This is a genomic window from Mycobacterium sp. RTGN5 (assembly GCF_033804465.1).
GTDB lineage: Bacteria > Actinomycetota > Actinomycetes > Mycobacteriales > Mycobacteriaceae > Mycobacterium.
Genome location: NZ_JAPZLA010000001.1, coordinates 1109086 through 1123434 on the forward strand (window position 1 = coordinate 1109086; position 14349 = coordinate 1123434).

General features: G+C 67.7%; 15 protein-coding genes. 9 read left to right on the forward strand and 6 right to left on the reverse strand.

Annotated features, from left to right (window positions below):
* The first annotated feature begins 6 nt into the window (after window positions 1-6).
* From SLQ31_RS05445 to SLQ31_RS05470, 6 genes are read left to right on the forward strand one after another with little or no spacing between them, the layout of a single operon-like run.
* Window positions 7-738 (forward strand): enoyl-CoA hydratase, encoded by a 732-nt coding sequence (locus tag SLQ31_RS05445; RefSeq protein ID WP_319430347.1) that lies wholly within the window; start codon window positions 7-9, stop codon window positions 736-738.
* A 5-nt stretch (window positions 739-743) separates the two neighbouring features.
* The gene (locus SLQ31_RS05450) at window positions 744-1853 is read left to right on the forward strand and encodes an MBL fold metallo-hydrolase (RefSeq protein ID WP_319430350.1); all 1110 of its coding nucleotides are present in this window, start codon (window positions 744-746) and stop codon (window positions 1851-1853) included.
* Between the two features lie 18 nt (window positions 1854-1871).
* Window positions 1872-3488, forward strand: a complete 1617-nt coding sequence (locus SLQ31_RS05455; protein ID WP_319430352.1) for a serine hydrolase — start codon at window positions 1872-1874, stop codon at window positions 3486-3488.
* Window positions 3485-5893, forward strand: a complete 2409-nt coding sequence (locus SLQ31_RS05460; protein ID WP_319430354.1) for an HAD-IC family P-type ATPase — start codon at window positions 3485-3487, stop codon at window positions 5891-5893. The genes SLQ31_RS05455 and SLQ31_RS05460 overlap by 4 nt, the downstream gene beginning before the upstream one ends.
* Before the next feature lie 3 nt (window positions 5894-5896).
* Window positions 5897-6103: an antitoxin gene (locus tag SLQ31_RS05465; protein ID WP_319430355.1), complete on the forward strand. Its 207-nt coding sequence runs from the start codon at window positions 5897-5899 to the stop codon at window positions 6101-6103.
* Between the two features lie 3 nt (window positions 6104-6106).
* Window positions 6107-6553 (forward strand): SRPBCC family protein, encoded by a 447-nt coding sequence (locus tag SLQ31_RS05470; protein ID WP_319430357.1) that lies wholly within the window; start codon window positions 6107-6109, stop codon window positions 6551-6553.
* Window positions 6554-6557: 4 nt separating this feature from the next.
* Here SLQ31_RS05470 and SLQ31_RS05475 read toward each other — a convergent pair whose 3' ends face one another.
* Window positions 6558-6941, reverse strand: a complete 384-nt coding sequence (locus SLQ31_RS05475) for a hypothetical protein (protein WP_319430359.1) — start codon at window positions 6939-6941, stop codon at window positions 6558-6560.
* 143 nt (window positions 6942-7084) lie between these two features.
* On the opposite strand from SLQ31_RS05475, the gene SLQ31_RS05480 reads away from it, so the two are divergent.
* Window positions 7085-7309 carry a three-helix bundle dimerization domain-containing protein gene (locus tag SLQ31_RS05480; protein ID WP_319430361.1) on the forward strand — a complete coding sequence of 75 codons (225 nt, stop codon included), beginning with the start codon at window positions 7085-7087 and terminating at the stop codon, window positions 7307-7309.
* On the opposite strand, the gene SLQ31_RS05485 is transcribed toward SLQ31_RS05480, so the two are convergent.
* Together SLQ31_RS05485 and SLQ31_RS05490 are read right to left on the reverse strand one after the other, a co-directional pair.
* Window positions 7306-8865, reverse strand: a complete 1560-nt coding sequence (locus SLQ31_RS05485) for a GAF domain-containing sensor histidine kinase (protein WP_319430363.1) — start codon at window positions 8863-8865, stop codon at window positions 7306-7308. The two genes, SLQ31_RS05480 and SLQ31_RS05485, sit on opposite strands and share 4 nt — an antisense overlap.
* Complete coding sequence (locus tag SLQ31_RS05490; RefSeq protein WP_319430365.1) at window positions 8858-9499, reverse strand: response regulator transcription factor; 642 nt, start codon at window positions 9497-9499, stop codon at window positions 8858-8860. Before SLQ31_RS05490 ends, SLQ31_RS05485 begins: the two co-directional genes overlap by 8 nt.
* Before the next feature lie 85 nt (window positions 9500-9584).
* Here SLQ31_RS05490 and SLQ31_RS05495 point away from each other — a divergent pair, with 85 nt between their 5' ends.
* Window positions 9585-10481 carry an amidohydrolase family protein gene (locus tag SLQ31_RS05495; protein ID WP_319430367.1) on the forward strand — a complete coding sequence of 299 codons (897 nt, stop codon included), beginning with the start codon at window positions 9585-9587 and terminating at the stop codon, window positions 10479-10481.
* 1 nt (window position 10482) lies between these two features.
* Here SLQ31_RS05495 and SLQ31_RS05500 read toward each other — a convergent pair whose 3' ends face one another.
* On the reverse strand, window positions 10483-11370 hold the full coding sequence (locus SLQ31_RS05500; protein ID WP_319430368.1) for a hypothetical protein: 888 nt from the start codon (window positions 11368-11370) through the stop codon (window positions 10483-10485).
* A gap of 19 nt (window positions 11371-11389) precedes the next feature.
* Entirely contained in the window at window positions 11390-13108 is a 1719-nt protein-coding gene (locus tag SLQ31_RS05505) for an NAD-binding protein (RefSeq protein WP_319430369.1), read from the reverse strand.
* Between the two features lie 50 nt (window positions 13109-13158).
* Between SLQ31_RS05505 and SLQ31_RS05510 the strand changes: the two genes are divergently transcribed.
* Entirely contained in the window at window positions 13159-13890 is a 732-nt protein-coding gene (locus SLQ31_RS05510) for a 3-keto-5-aminohexanoate cleavage protein (protein ID WP_319430370.1), read from the forward strand.
* Here the strand turns inward: SLQ31_RS05510 and SLQ31_RS05515 are convergent.
* On the reverse strand, window positions 13887-14330 hold the full coding sequence (locus tag SLQ31_RS05515; RefSeq protein WP_319430371.1) for a cupin domain-containing protein: 444 nt from the start codon (window positions 14328-14330) through the stop codon (window positions 13887-13889). The two genes, SLQ31_RS05510 and SLQ31_RS05515, sit on opposite strands and share 4 nt — an antisense overlap.
* Window positions 14331-14349: the final 19 nt, after the last annotated feature.

A 14349-nucleotide genomic window follows, 5' to 3' on the forward strand; every position in this document is an offset into this window, starting at 1 on the left:
CGAACCATGATCGGTATCAACCGCGTGGGGGATGTGACCACGATCGAGCTGCAGCGTTCCGAACGACGCAACGCGCTCAACTCCGAACTCGTCGACTCGCTGCGCGAAGCGGTGGAGAAGGCGGCCTCCGACGACGTCCATGCGATCGTGCTGACCGGCCAGGGCACGGTGTTCTGCGCGGGGGCCGACCTGTCCGGTGATGTGTTCGCCGCCGACTTCCCCGACAAGGCCATCGCCTTGAACAAGGCGATCGACGCCGTCCCGATGCCGGTGATCGGTGCGATCAACGGCCCGGCGATCGGCGCTGGTGTGCAGCTGGCGATGGTGTGCGACCTGCGCGTGGTGGCTCCGAGTGCCTACTTCCAGTTCCCGATCGCCAAATACGGTCTGGCGCTGGATAACTGGAGTGTCCGCCGATTGAGCTCGCTGGCAGGCTACGGGCGCGCCCGCGGCATGCTGCTGGGCGCCGAGAAGCTGGACGCGGAGACGGCGCTGATGACCGGGATGGCCAACCGGCTCGGCGATCTGGCCGACGCCCAGGCCTGGGCGGCCGAGATCGCCGGTCTTGCGCCGCTGTCGTTGCAGGCCTCCAAGCGAGTGCTCAACGACGACGGCGCCTTTGAGGAGCAGTGGCCCGTCCACAAGGAACTGTTCGACAAGGCGTGGGGCAGCCAAGACGTCATCGAAGCCCAGGTGGCCCGCATCGAGAAGCGCGCCGCCAAGTTCACGGGGGCCTGAGCACCGTGTTGAAGGAGGCCCTCCGACTGGTTGCCGGGACCGCATCGCTGGCCACCGGCGGCTGGGTCCTGCGTGCCCTGAACGACGCCCCCGCGGCGCTGGGGGCCGGGCCCGGCGAGATCAGCCCGGTCGCCGACGGCTCGCCCAACTACCGCGACGGCGTGTTCCACAACCTGGAGCCCGCCTCGCCGATGCGGCTGGACACCGAGGAAAACCGCCTCGTCCTGTTCGACATGCTCGGCCGACGCGCGGCCAGCCGCCCGCCCGGAACGATCCCGCTGTCCCACTCGGCCGCCCCGATCGGCTCCGAGCCGCTCGCGGTCAGCTGGCTGGGCCACGCGACGGCACTGATCGAGATCGACGGCTACCGGGTGCTCACCGACCCGGTGTGGAGTGATCGCTGCTCGCCATCGCGCACCGTGGGTCCCCAGCGGCTGCACCCGGTACCCGCGCCACTGGAAGCGCTGCCTGCTCTGGACGCGGTGGTGATCAGCCACGACCACTACGACCACCTGGACATGGACACCGTGCTCGCACTGGCCCGCACCCAGCGGGCACCGTTCGTGGTCCCGCTCGGCATCGGCGCGCATCTGCGGCAGTGGCGCATCCCGCCGGAGCGGATCATCGAGCTGGACTGGAACGAAGAGGCCCGGATCGGCGACCTCACCCTGGTGTGCACGCCGGCGCGGCACTTCTCCGGCCGGTTCCTGTCCCGCAACACCACGCTGTGGTCGTCCTGGGCGATCATCGGCCCGCAACACCGCGCCTACTTCGGCGGCGACACCGGCTACACCGGCAGCTTCGAGCAGATCGGCACCGATTACGGCCCGTTCGACCTGACGCTGATGCCGATCGGCGCCTACAACACCGCCTGGCCGGACATCCACATGAATCCCGAGGAGGCCGTGCGCGCCCATCGCGATGTCAGCGACGCCGGGCTGCTGGTCCCGATCCATTGGTGCACGTTCCGGCTGGCCCCTCATCCGTGGGCCGAGCCGGTCGAGCGGTTGCTGGTGGCCGCCGACGACGCGGGCGTCCGGACGGCGGTACCGCGTCCCGGCGGCCGGGTCGTCCCCGCCACGGCGGGGGCAATAGACCGGTGGTGGGAGCTGTGAGCCACTACCGTGCAAGCCATGACCGCCCTGGCAACGCGTGCCGCGATCGTTGCTCTCGTCGCCGCGCTCACCGCGTGTAGCGGCACCGCCGCCAACCCCGAGACCGCCAAGCCCCAGACCGCCAGGCCCCAGACCTCCAAGTCGCTGTCGGATCAGCCACCCCCGCTGGTGCCCGCGCTTGCGCTGCCGGACAACGCCGTCGACAACGCCATCGGCAAGCTCGACGGCATCGCCGCGGACCTGATGAAGGCCTCCGGCATTCCCGGGATGGCGGTGGCCGTGGTCCACGAAGGAAAGACGGTGTACGCCAAGGGGTTCGGCGTCAAGGACGTCAACCGCCCGGCCGATGACCCCGGCAACCGCGTCGATCCGGACACGGTGTTCCAGCTGGCTTCGGTGTCCAAGCCGATCGGCGCCACCGTCGTGGCCCACCAGGTCAGCCAGAACGCGATCAGCTGGAACACCCCGGTGACCGACAAGCTGCCGTGGTTTGCGCTCTCGGACCCGGTGGCCACCAAAATGGTCACCGTCGGCGACCTGTACTCCCACCGCTCCGGGTTGCCGGACCATGCCGGCGACAAGCTCGAGGACCTCGGCTATGACCGGCGCTACGTCCTGGATCGACTGCGCCAGCTTCCGCTGGCTCCGTTCCGGATCTCCTACGCCTACACCAACTTCGGGCTGACCGCCGCCGCGGAGGCAGTGGCCGTCTCGGCGGGCAAGTCCTGGGAGGACCTCAGCGATGAGGTGCTGTACCGGCCGCTGGGCATGACGTCGACCAGCTCGCGGTTCGCCGATTTCGAAGCCAGGGGAGACAAGGCGCTCGGGCACATCCACATCGACGGGAAGTACCAGCCGCTCTACCAGCGCGACGCCGACCCCGAAGCGCCTGCGGGCGGAGTCAGTTCGTCGGTCAACGACCTCACTCACTGGCTGACCATGATGTTGGCCGACGGAAAGTACAACGGGCAGCAGATCGTCGACCCGGCCGCGCTGCTGCCGGCGGTGTCCCCGCAGATTGTGTCCAGCCCGCCCACTGAACCGGCGATGCGCTCGGGGTTCTACGGGTACGGATTCAACGTCGGCACCACGTCGGCAGCCCGCGTGCAACTGAGCCACTCGGGGGCCTTCGATCTCGGTGCCGCCACCAACTTCGTCATCATCCCGTCGGCCGACGTGGCGATCGTCGCGCTGACCAACTCCACCCCGGCCGGTATCCCGGAGACACTGACTGCGGAATTCGCCGACCTGGTCCAGTTCGGTGAGGTTCGCGAGGACTGGCGCACGCTCTACGCGCACGCCTTCGCCGACATGGACAAACCCTTCGGCACGCTGGCGGGCAAGACGCCGCCGGCCAACCCCGCCCCGGCCAAACCGCCTGCCAGCTACGCAGGCAGCTACCGCAACGACTACTGGGGCCCGGCCGTCGTCGCCGAGAAGGACGGCAAGCTCACGCTGTCGATGGGGCCGCGGCCGGACACCGTCGAGCTCACCCACTGGGACGGTGACGTGTTCACCTTCCGCTTCCCCAGCGAAAACTTCCCGCCAGGAAGCATTTCCATGGCGACGTTCGATGGCGACAAGCTGACACTCGAGTACTACGACGAGGACAAGATGGGGACATTCGCCCGATGACAACCGGTGTCGCGGCAGGACTGTCCGCCGACGAAGTGGCCGCCAGGATCGCCGAGGGCAAGACCAACGACGTCCCGAACCGCGCGTCGCGCAGCGTGTCGGAGGTGGTGCGGGCCAACGTCTTCACCCGCATCAATGCCATCCTCGGCGTGCTGCTTCTCATTGTGCTGTCCACCGGATCACTGATCAACGGGATGTTCGGGCTGCTGATCGTCGCCAACAGCGGCATCGGCATCATCCAGGAACTGCGGGCCAAGAAGACGCTCGACAACCTGGCCATCGTCGGGCAGGCCAAGCCCACCGTGCGCCGCCAATCGGGCACAAACCCGTTGCCGCCCAACGAGGTAGTGCTCGACGACGTCATCGAGCTCGGGCCGGGCGACCAGATCGTCGTCGACGGGGAGTTGCTCGAGGCCGCCAACCTGGAGGTCGACGAATCACTGTTGACCGGTGAGGCGGACGCGATCGCCAAACATGCCGGCGACACGGTGATGTCGGGCAGCTTCGTCGTCGCCGGAACCGGCGCCTACCGCGCCACGAAAGTGGGCCGGGAAGCGTACGCCGCCAAGCTCGCCGAGGAAGCCAGCAAGTTCACCCTGGTGAAATCCGAACTGCGCAGCGGGATCAACAAGATCCTGCAGTTCATCACCTACCTGCTGTGGCCCACCGGCCTACTGGTCATCTACACGCAGTTGTTCACCACCAACGCCGGCTGGCGGGACTCCGTGCTGCGGATGGTCGGTGCACTGGTCCCGATGGTTCCCGAAGGCCTGGTCCTGATGACGTCAATCGCGTTCGCGGTCGGCGTGATTCGGCTGGGGCGCAGGCAATGTCTGGTGCAGGAGCTGCCCGCCATCGAGGGACTCGCCCGCGTCGACGTGGTCTGCGCGGACAAGACCGGCACGCTCACCGAAAACGGGATGCGGCTCGCCGACGTCACGCCGGTGGGTCAGGACGACACCGAACACCGGGTCGCCGACGTGCTGGCGTCGCTGGCCGCCGACGACCCCAAACCGAACGCCAGCATCCAGGCCATCGCCGAGGCCTACCCGGACGCGCCGGGTTGGACCGCCACGGGCAGCGCACCGTTCAAGTCGGCCACCAAGTGGAGCGGGATCTCCTACGGCGAGCACGGCAACTGGCTCATCGGGGCCCCCGACGTGCTGCTCGATCCGGAATCGGCCGCGGCCGCCGAGGCGGAGGACATCGGCGCCCGCGGTATGCGGGTGCTGTTGCTCTGCGCCAGCGATGTACCCGTCGACAGTCCCGATGCACCCGGTCACGTCTCACCGGTCGCGCTGGTGGTCCTCGAACAGCGGGTTCGCCCCGACGCCCGAGAAACCCTGGAGTACTTCGCTTCCCAGAATGTCACGGTCAAGGTGATCTCCGGCGACAACGCGGTGTCGGTTGGTGCGGTAGCCGGGACGTTGGGTCTGCACGGCGAGACGATGGATGCCCGGCAGCTGCCGGCCGAGCCCGACGCGCTGGCCGACACCATGGCCACCTACACCACGTTCGGCCGGGTGCGCCCCGACCAGAAACGTGCCATGGTGCACGCGCTGCAGTCGCGCGACCACACCGTGGCGATGACCGGCGACGGTGTCAACGACGTACTCGCGCTCAAGGATGCCGACATCGGGGTGGCGATGGGATCGGGCAGTCCGGCCTCGCGCGCGGTGGCCCAGATCGTGTTGCTGGACAACAAGTTCGCCACCCTGCCCTACGTCGTCGCCGAGGGCAGACGAGTCATCGGCAACATCGAACGGGTATCCACCCTGTTCCTCACCAAGACGGTCTATTCGGTGCTGCTCGCCCTGCTGGTCGGGCTCGCGGGCCTGTCCCACAAGCTGTTCGGCACACCCGCGCTGTTGTTTCCGTTCCAGCCCATCCACGTGACGATCGCGGCGTGGTTCACCATCGGCATCCCGGCGTTCGTCTTGTCGCTGGCACCCAACAACGAGCGCGCCCACACCGGGTTCGTGCGACGGGTGATGACCGCCGCGCTGCCGTCCGGGGTGGTGGTCGGCGTCACGACGTATGGGTCGTATTTCATCGCCTATCACGGCAACAGTTCGACCGCGGCCGAGCAGACGCAGGCATCCACCGCGGCGCTGATCACCCTGCTGATGGGGGCGGTCTGGGTGCTGGCGGTGGTCGCCCGCCCGTACCAGTGGTGGCGCGTGGCGCTGGTGGCCGCCTCGGGTCTGGCTTATGTGGTGATCTTCGCCATACCGCTGGCCTGGGAGACGTTCATGCTGGACCCCACCAATCTGGCGGTCACCTCCACCGGCGTGGCGCTGGGGTTGCTCGCCGCCGGACTGATCGAGGCGCTGTGGTGGGTGCAGGGCCGGGTGCTGGGCGAACGGCGGACATTGTGGCGAACCGAGCCAACGGTGCAAGATTGACCGATGGGATTCCTCGATAAAGCTCTCGGCAAGACCAAAGAAGTCTTGAGCGAGAATGCCGACAAGGTGGGGCAGGCCATCGACAAGGCCGGCGACATCATCGACGAGAAGACGAAGGGCAAGTACTCCAGCACCGTCGACAAAGTGCAGGACGCCGCCAAGAACGCCGTCGAGAAGAACCGCACCGACCCCGGTGACCAACCCACCTGACCGATGGCGAAACTTTCAGTATCGGTAGACGTTCCACTCCCACCAGGGCAGGCCTGGGAGCACGCCTCGGACCTGTCGCGCTACAAGGACTGGCTGACCATCCACCGGGTCTGGCGATCCACGCTGCCCGACACTCTCGAGAAGGGCACCGTCGTGGAGTCCATCGTCGAGGTCAAGGGCATGCCCAACCGGGTGAAGTGGACGATCGTCAACTTCAAGGCGCCGGAGGCGATGACGCTCAATGGCACCGGCGTCGGCGGGGTCAAGGTCAAGCTGATCGGCAAGGTCCGGGCGAGCGCCTTGGACGCAGGTGCCTCCGTGGTGACCATGGATGTCCATCTGGGCGGTGCGGCGCTGTTCGGCCCGATCGGCATGGTCGTGGCCGCCGCACTGCGTGGCGACATCAAGGAGTCGCTGAACCGGTTCGTAACGGTATTCGCCCCGTCTTAGTCCGCTAGTTCCGGATGACCCGATGCGGGGTCGGATACGGGTGCACGCGGGCTGCGGCGTGTCGCGTCGGCCCCAGCCCGGGCATCGGGTGCCGGCCCTGCTCGCTGCGCGAGTGCTCGCCGGCGAGGAAGCGTCGCTCCAGCCCGGCGATCAGGTCGTGCACCGAACGGCGCTCGCGTTCGGCGGCGCGAATCATTCCGCGAATCCGTCGGGCCTGAGTTTGCTCACCACGCCGCTGATATCGATCAAGGGCGCTGCCATAAGTAGCCAGGTCAGCGTCGAGCTGCTCACACTGGGTCAACAGCATCGCCCGGAGGTGTTCGGCCTGAAGGCGATTCGCGGACTCGGGCAGCTGATTGCCCGTGTCCACAATGCTCGGTGATGTCACGGGCGAACTGTATCCGACCCCGTCGACCGGCGCGCATCGGGTGGAACATGTTTTGCCCCACCGCTTTTTGTTCACTGAGCCGACACCTCACCGACACCCGCCGTCGTGGCGGTAGTTGCGCGAAAGGCGTATTTCGTCCGATGATGTCGGGCGTGGAACGTGCTGAGGAGCAGCGCCAGATCGATCAGGTGGTCGACCGTCTGACCGAGCTGTTCCCCTATGTTCCGGATCACGTCATCAGCGAGACCGTGGACAGCGCACACCACCGGTTCGACGGCGCGTGCATCCGTGAGTTCGTCCCGCTGTTCGTCGAGCGGTACTGCCGAGCCCTGTTCATCCTGCAGCCCGCGGTGGAGATCTCCGTTTAAAGCGGCAGCGGTGCCGACCAGACCACCCTGGTGCCGCCGCCGGGGCGCGGCGCAATGGTGAACCGACCTCCGCACTGATGGGCGCGCGCGGCCAGATTCGCCAGGCCGCTGCGGGTGACGTCCTCGCTGATCCCCACCCCGTCGTCGCTCACCGCGATCGTCAGATCGTCGTCGACAGTCACCGCAACGGTCACCGAGCGGGCCGCGGCGTGGCGCACCACATTGCTGACCGCCTCTCGGACCACCGCCTCCGCGTGATCGGCGAGTGCGGCGTCGACCACCGACAACGGCCCGCTGATGTGGACCGCAGGGCGCACCGCGGAGTCGACGGTCATCTGGGTCACCGCCTGCTCGATGCGCTGGCGCAGTCGGGTGACCGACCCGCCGTGCAGATCGAAGATCGTCGTGCGAATCTCCGCCACGACGTCCTGCAGGTCATCCAGCGCTCCGGTGACCCGGCGGGTGCCCTCGGCCTGGTCGGCCTTCAGCGCGCCCTGTAGCGACAAGCCCACCGCGAACAGCCGCTGGATCACATGGTCGTGCAGATCTCTGGCGATCCGGTCGCGGTCGGTGAGCACGTCGAGTTCGCTCATCCGCCGGTGCGCGGTCGCCAGATGCAGTGCCAGTCCGGTCTGGGCGGTGAAGGCCGCGGCCATGTCCAGATCGGCTTCGGTGAACTGCCTGCCCGCGGCCGCCACGCACACCAGCACGCCGGTGGCGGTGTCGGGTTCGCAGACCGGGAGCACCAGCGCAGACTGTCCATCCCCACCAAGATCGCGGAAATCGCTGATACGCAACGGAAGACCATCAGCGAAGGCTGAAGCCGCCCCGGCCGCCGGCAACCTCCGGCCCAGTAGCTCGCCGCGGGTGGCGGCGGTGATCACCAGGTCGCCCGCATCGTCCGGGGTCGCGTAGAAGCTGAAATCGCAGGAGGTCAACGCCATTGCCTTGGCGGTGATTTCGCGGTGCACTGAGGCCGGGTCGGCACCGGCCAGCAGGTCGGTGCTGATATCGCGGGTGGCCTCGATCCACAGCTGGCGGCTGTGCGCCGCCTGATAGAGCCGGGCGTTCTCGATGGCAATGCCCGCGGCGCCGGCCAGCGCGAGCACCAGCACCTCGTCGGCTTCGGTGAAGGCCGCGCCGTCTGCCTTCTCGGTCAGGTACAGGTTGCCGTAGACCTGATCGCGGATCCTGATAGGCACACCGAGGAAGCTGCGCATCGGTGGATGGTTCGAAGGAAAACCGATCGAGGACGGATGTTGGGAAAGGTCCTCGACGCGAATCACGTTGGGTGAGTGCATCAGCAGGCCCAGCATTCCGTGCCCGGCCGGCAGTGGGCCGATCAGTTCGGCGGTTTCGGCGTCGATCCCCTCGTAGACGAACCGCTCCAGCACCGGTGGGGCTTCCGACGCGATCACTCCGACGGCGCCGTAGCGGGCGTCGACCAAACCCATTGCGGTGTGCACGATGGTGTGCAGCTTCTCCTCGAGTTCCAGCCCGGATGAGACGGCCAGCATCGCGTCGATCAGACCATCGCGGACGTCGAGGTCAAACATTGGTGCGGCGCATGGTGTCCGCGGCGAACAGCGCGGCCTGGGTGCGCCCGGTGAGCCCCAGTTTGGTCAGCAATCGTGACACGTAGTTCTTGATCGTCTTCTCGGCGAGGAACATCCGCTGGCCGATCTCGCGGTTGGTCAGGCCCTCGCCCAGCAGTTGCAGCAGCGTGCGCTCGGTGGACGACAAGTCACGCAGTCGCTCGTCGGATTCGGTGTCTTTGCGCAGCCGGGACATCAACGCGGCCGCGGCGCGGTTGTCCAGCAACGACTTTCCCGCGCCGACGGTCTTGATCGCCTCGGCCAGCTCCATGCCACGGATGTCCTTGACCACGTATCCGCTGGCGCCCGCCAGAATCGCATCAAGCATGGATTGTTCATCGGTGAAGGAAGTCAGGATGAGACAACGCAATTCGGCGTGCGAGGCGAGCAGATCGCGGCACAGGTCTACGCCGCTGCCGTCGGGCAGTCGGATGTCGAGCACCGCGACGTCGGGCCGTGCCGCGGGGATGCGGACCAGGGCTTCAGCCATCGTGGCCGCTTCACCCACCACGGTCAGTTCGGGGTCGCTGCTCAGCAGCTCAGCCAGACCACGCCGCACGACCTCGTGGTCGTCGACCAGGAACACCTTGATCACACCGCAGTACAGCCTGGAAGCGTCCTGAGCCGGTAGGGGCTTTGGTCCCGAGATCGATGACCAACGCCGTGTCTAGACTGCGTCGATGACCGCTAGGTACGAGCCCGCCATTGACTTCGCGGCGGTCGATGCCATCGATTTCCACACGCACGTCGAGATCGACGGCGCCGGCCACTGCGCCTACGACGACGAGCTGGCCGAAGCCACCGGCCGCTACTTCAAGCTCGGCCCCGACTACTTCGCGCGCGTCGACGACCTCGCCGAGCACTATCGGCAGCACAACACCGCGGCGGTGGTGTTCACCATCGACGCGCACACGGTCTCGGGCCATCAGCCCAATTCGGTGGAGGAACTCATCGAGGGGACGGTCCGCAACAACGACGTCCTGATCCCATTCGGCTCGGTCGATCCGTGGGACGCCGACGCGGTCCGACGGGTGGAGGAGCTGACCGGCGACTACGGCGTCCGGGGATTCAAGTTCCACCCCAGCCTGCAGGGCTTCGAACCCAACGACCGCCGGTTCTATCCGATTTACGAGGCGATCACCGCCGCCGGAGTGCCGGCACTGTTCCACACCGGCCAGACCGGACTGGGCTCTGCGCTGCCCGGCGGGCACGGGATCAAGCTGCGCTACTCCGACCCGATGCTGCTCGACGACGTCGCCGCCGACTTCCCCGACCTGACCGTGGTGATGGCGCATCCGGCGGTGCCGTGGGTCGACGCCCAGATCGCCATCGCCTCGCATAAGGCCAACGTGTACGTCGACCTGTCCGGCTGGTCGCCGAAATACTTCCCGCCCCAGCTTGTTTCGGCGATCGGACGGCAGCTGCGCACCAAGGCGCTGTTCGGGACCGACCACCCCTACATCGCGCTGGACCGCTGGCGGCGCGATTTCGACACCCTTGACATCGATCCCGCGGTGGTGCGGGAGATCCTCAAGGAAAACGCACTGCGGGTGCTCGGCCTGGCCCCCCTGTCCTGACCTAGGCGGTCTGGGATTCGACGACCATCTCCGACGGTGCGTTGCGTTCCCACAACACCGCGCCGACACACGCGGTCAACACCCAGCCGGCACCGACCGCGCCGCACCAGATCAGCAGCGCCATCGCCACGCCGATCGGGCCGAAACCATCCCAGTCGTGCAGCAGCGACGGCATGAGCACCCGGGCGCCAATCGGGATGACGAGGCCGTCGATCACCACACCGGCCAGCCCGGCCAGCGCAAGTGAGCGCAGGCCTCGGCCTCCGTCGCGCACCAGCAGCGCCGGGGTCAGCGACCAGAAAAGCCATACCGGGAGCAGGCCGATGGCCAACAGCAGTCCTCGGCTGACGCCGTGGTGGTGATGGCCGAACATGATCCGCTCCCGCAGTGCCATGGTGACCAGGTACAACGCGAACCAGACCGTGCCCCGCAGCAGCCGGGTCAGCAGACCGTACTGCTCGCGACGCCAGGCCTTCGCGAAGATCGACGCGACCGAGGCTGCCATCGGGATGCCCCAGACCAGGAAACTCGCCACCCCGATCAGCGTCCAGTCCGCCCGCAGGCCCGCCGAATTGCCGAAGGCTTCCCGCAGCCGGTCGCTGAGCGGATGTTCCAGGGCGAACTGGCGGGTGAAGATGGTGCCGGGGCTGGCGTTGTCGGCGAAGCCCTGCATATAGCTGAAGCCGATGATCATCAGCGGGATGACCGTGGTGAACAGCTGGGTGGAGACCACCGCGCTCTGCGTGCCGCCATCGATCTCGTTGTAGCGGGCGACCAGTGCCGTCAGTGGCTTGAGCCGGCGCGACTCCTGCAGGCGCCGTGCGCGCTCCTCGAGGCGCCTGCGGATGTCGTCCCGTTTGGTGGTTGCCGGTTCGCCCGACTCCGTCATGAGCAACGAGGGTAGGCGATCAACCTGTCTTCGTCGGCGAGCTCACCCCACCCGAGTGGGGTGTCGACTGACCTTTGCGCAGGGTCGCGATCAGCTCGCGGTAGGGGCCGACGAGGTAGGCGGTATCGCCGGCGATCAGCTGGGTATCGCGGCGCGGGTGTAACCGCAGCGGGACGTCGTCCCTCGCGATCGCGATGACCCGGGCCTGAGTGGACAGTTCGAACATCTTGATCCCGTCGAGCTCGCTGCCGGGCTGCACCTGCACCGCGCCGACCATGAACGAGCGGTGGCCGACCGAGAAGGTGCCATGGACGTCGAGGCCCATCGCCGCGCCGATGAACCAGGGGGTGGCCAGGTCGACGGTGGAGCGGACGTATTCGAACTTGAAGCGCTTGCCCACGGCCGAGCCAAGCGCCCGGTCATAGATCCGCAAGACGACCGGCACGTCGGGACGCTGTATCTCGGGAAGTGTTCGCGGACCGAATATCTCGCGTACCACAATGCCGGTTTCGATGTTGACCATGTCGTCCGCGGTGAGCACGGCGACTGCGCGAGCTTCGTCGATGCGCGCGGCTTGCAGGGTCTGGCGCAGGGTGGCGTCGCCGAAGATGACCGGTACACCCAGTTCGGCCGCCGCGGACAGGTAGCGGTTGTCCTCGTTGCGCTCGATGACCGCGACGTCGTGCCCGGCCGCCTTGAGCACGGCGGCCACGCCGATCCCGAAAGACCCCAGGCCGACCACCACGACGTGGCGCTGCAGGTGGCGCACCTTCTGCCGGCTGGCGCTCTGCGAGATCCGCTGCGACAGCAGCACGTCGGCGACGAACGCGACGACGATGGCGGTGGTGGCGACCCCGGCGAACATCATCACCACGCCCCAGAGCCGCAGCCAGGTGGGCTGCGCCAGGAAGTTGAAGTCGCCGTAGCCGACGGTCGCGATGGTCTCGGCGGAGAAATACAACGCGTCCACCCAGCTCATCCCTGGTTGGTTGTAGGCGAACCGCAGCATGATCGTCGACCCGACCAGCAGGGTGCCCGCCACCGCCAGCGCACGGTAGAACATCGGGTTGAGGTCGGCCGCGAACGCGCGCGCGCCGTCAGAAATGCGGACGAACAGCGGCCGCGCCCGGGGAGTGGCGCGGATCGGCTTGGCGATTTTGATGCCCTGCTCGGCGAGCTCGTCGGCGGTGCCGATCATCGCCGTCCAGTCGCCGGCGTGCACCCGCTCGTCGCGGCCGGGACAGGCGATCACCTCGCCAGGGGTATCGGAATTGTCGCCGCGGATGACGGCGACCGGGGCGAGATCGCCGTAGATCTCCCGCAGGGTGCCGTCCCTGGTCGCGGTGGTGCCGGTGACAACGAAGTCCATCCCGGCCGCCGAGATGGTGTGGGTGGTGCGGTTCAGCAGCGCCTCGACCACCGACGGTGCGGCAATATCGGCGACGTCGAGGATGGCGCCCGGACCATTGCCGTCGGCCATGGCCTCGCGAAGCACCGGGTTGGACAGCCGGGCCACCACCCGGGCTTGCGGGTTGGCTTGCCTGGCCAGCAGCGCGATTTGCAGGTTCAGATCGTCGTCGTCGTCGGCGCAGATCACCGCGTCGGCGGTGGCGATGCCCGCCCCCTCGAGATCCTCGGGTGCCTGCGAGAGCGCCACCGCGATCCCGGCGTTGTGCAGCTCGTCGACGATCCGAAGACCGAGCGCGTCGTCGCCGCAGACGATGGTGTGGCCGGGCATGGGAGCACGCTACTTCGGAAACACCTGCCGTGACGGGTGAGAATGGCCCTATGTCCACAGCTCCCTACGTCAAGGCCTGCATCAACGGCGCCCGGACCCCCGACGCACACGCGGACCTGCCGGTCTCCCCGCAACAGCTGGCCGATGCCGCCGTCGCGGCCCACGGTGCCGGCGCCAAGGCCGTTCACCTGCACCCCAAGACCGCCGACGGGGTCGATTCCCTGGCCCCCGACACCGTCGCCGCGGCGGTCAGTGCCGTCCGGCACGCGGTGCCCGGGCTGCCGCTGGGCGTGACGACGGGGTTCTGGGCACTTCCTGATCCGCAGAAACGGTTGGACGCCGTCGAGTCGTGGACCGTGCTGCCCGACTTCGCCTCGGTCAACTGGCACGAGCCCGGCTCGGTGGAACTGGCGCAGCTGCTGCTGGGCCGGGGCATCGGGGTGGAGATCGGCATTTTCCATGCCGAGGCCGCCGACTCGTGGGCGCGCTCGGAGCTGGCGCCGCACTGCTTGCGGGTGATGATCGAGCTGGGGCCCGACGGGACCACCGAGACTGCCGACGACCTGCTCGCGCGGATTCGCAGCGCCGGGTCGCCCGCGCCGATCCTGCTGCACGGCCTCGACGACAGTTGTTGGCCGCTGCTGGCGCATGCCGGCGTGCGGGGGCTGCAAACCCGGATCGGGCTGGAGGACACCCTTCTGCTGCCGGATGGGTCGACGGCGCCGGGCAACGCTGAACTGGTCGCCGCCGCGGCCGAGGTCCTCCGGACCGTCAGCCCCTAATCGTCGGCGGCCAGCGCGAAGTCCGCGAAGTCGAATCCCGGCACCACCACACAACTGACCAGGGTCGGCTCGTCGTCGCGCGGACGGGCCCGCTGCCAATAACCCGGTGGTACCAGCACCTGCGGCTGTTCACCGGCGGTGATGTCGGGACCTAGCAGAACCGTTGTGGCGCTGTCCCTTTCGCGGCCGATCTCGAGAAGTAGCGGACCGCCGCGGTGATAAAGCCAGATTTCGGCGCTGCGCACGGTGTGCCAGGCCGACTGCTGGCCCGGCAGCAGGACGAAGTAGATGGCGGTCCCGGCATTGCGCGGCCCGTTGTAGTCCGGCGGGAGTGCCGACTCGCCCACGACGAGCTCGCTGCGCCAGGTCTCGCGGAAATAGCCGCCTTCGGGGTGGGGGCTCATCTCGAGCTGCTGTACCCAGTCGGGGAGGTCCGTCATGGGCATCAGCGTAGAGAAA

Excerpts from the sequence above, each read along its gene's own strand:
- SLQ31_RS05445 (WP_319430347.1), top strand. The coding sequence starts at position 7 with ATGATCGGTATCAACCGCGTGGGGGATGTGACCACGATCGAGCTGCAG.
- SLQ31_RS05455 (WP_319430352.1), top strand. The coding sequence starts at position 1,872 with ATGACCGCCCTGGCAACGCGTGCCGCGATCGTTGCTCTCGTCGCCGCG.
- SLQ31_RS05460 (WP_319430354.1), top strand. The coding sequence starts at position 3,485 with ATGACAACCGGTGTCGCGGCAGGACTGTCCGCCGACGAAGTGGCCGCC.
- SLQ31_RS05465 (WP_319430355.1), top strand. The coding sequence starts at position 5,897 with ATGGGATTCCTCGATAAAGCTCTCGGCAAGACCAAAGAAGTCTTGAGC.
- SLQ31_RS05470 (WP_319430357.1), top strand. The coding sequence starts at position 6,107 with ATGGCGAAACTTTCAGTATCGGTAGACGTTCCACTCCCACCAGGGCAG.
- SLQ31_RS05480 (WP_319430361.1), top strand. The coding sequence starts at position 7,085 with ATGTCGGGCGTGGAACGTGCTGAGGAGCAGCGCCAGATCGATCAGGTG.
- SLQ31_RS05485 (WP_319430363.1), bottom strand. The coding sequence starts at position 8,865 with ATGTTTGACCTCGACGTCCGCGATGGTCTGATCGACGCGATGCTGGCC.
- SLQ31_RS05495 (WP_319430367.1), top strand. The coding sequence starts at position 9,585 with ATGACCGCTAGGTACGAGCCCGCCATTGACTTCGCGGCGGTCGATGCC.
- SLQ31_RS05500 (WP_319430368.1), bottom strand. The coding sequence starts at position 11,370 with ATGACGGAGTCGGGCGAACCGGCAACCACCAAACGGGACGACATCCGC.
- SLQ31_RS05505 (WP_319430369.1), bottom strand. The coding sequence starts at position 13,108 with ATGCCCGGCCACACCATCGTCTGCGGCGACGACGCGCTCGGTCTTCGG.
- SLQ31_RS05510 (WP_319430370.1), top strand. The coding sequence starts at position 13,159 with ATGTCCACAGCTCCCTACGTCAAGGCCTGCATCAACGGCGCCCGGACC.
- SLQ31_RS05515 (WP_319430371.1), bottom strand. The coding sequence starts at position 14,330 with ATGACGGACCTCCCCGACTGGGTACAGCAGCTCGAGATGAGCCCCCAC.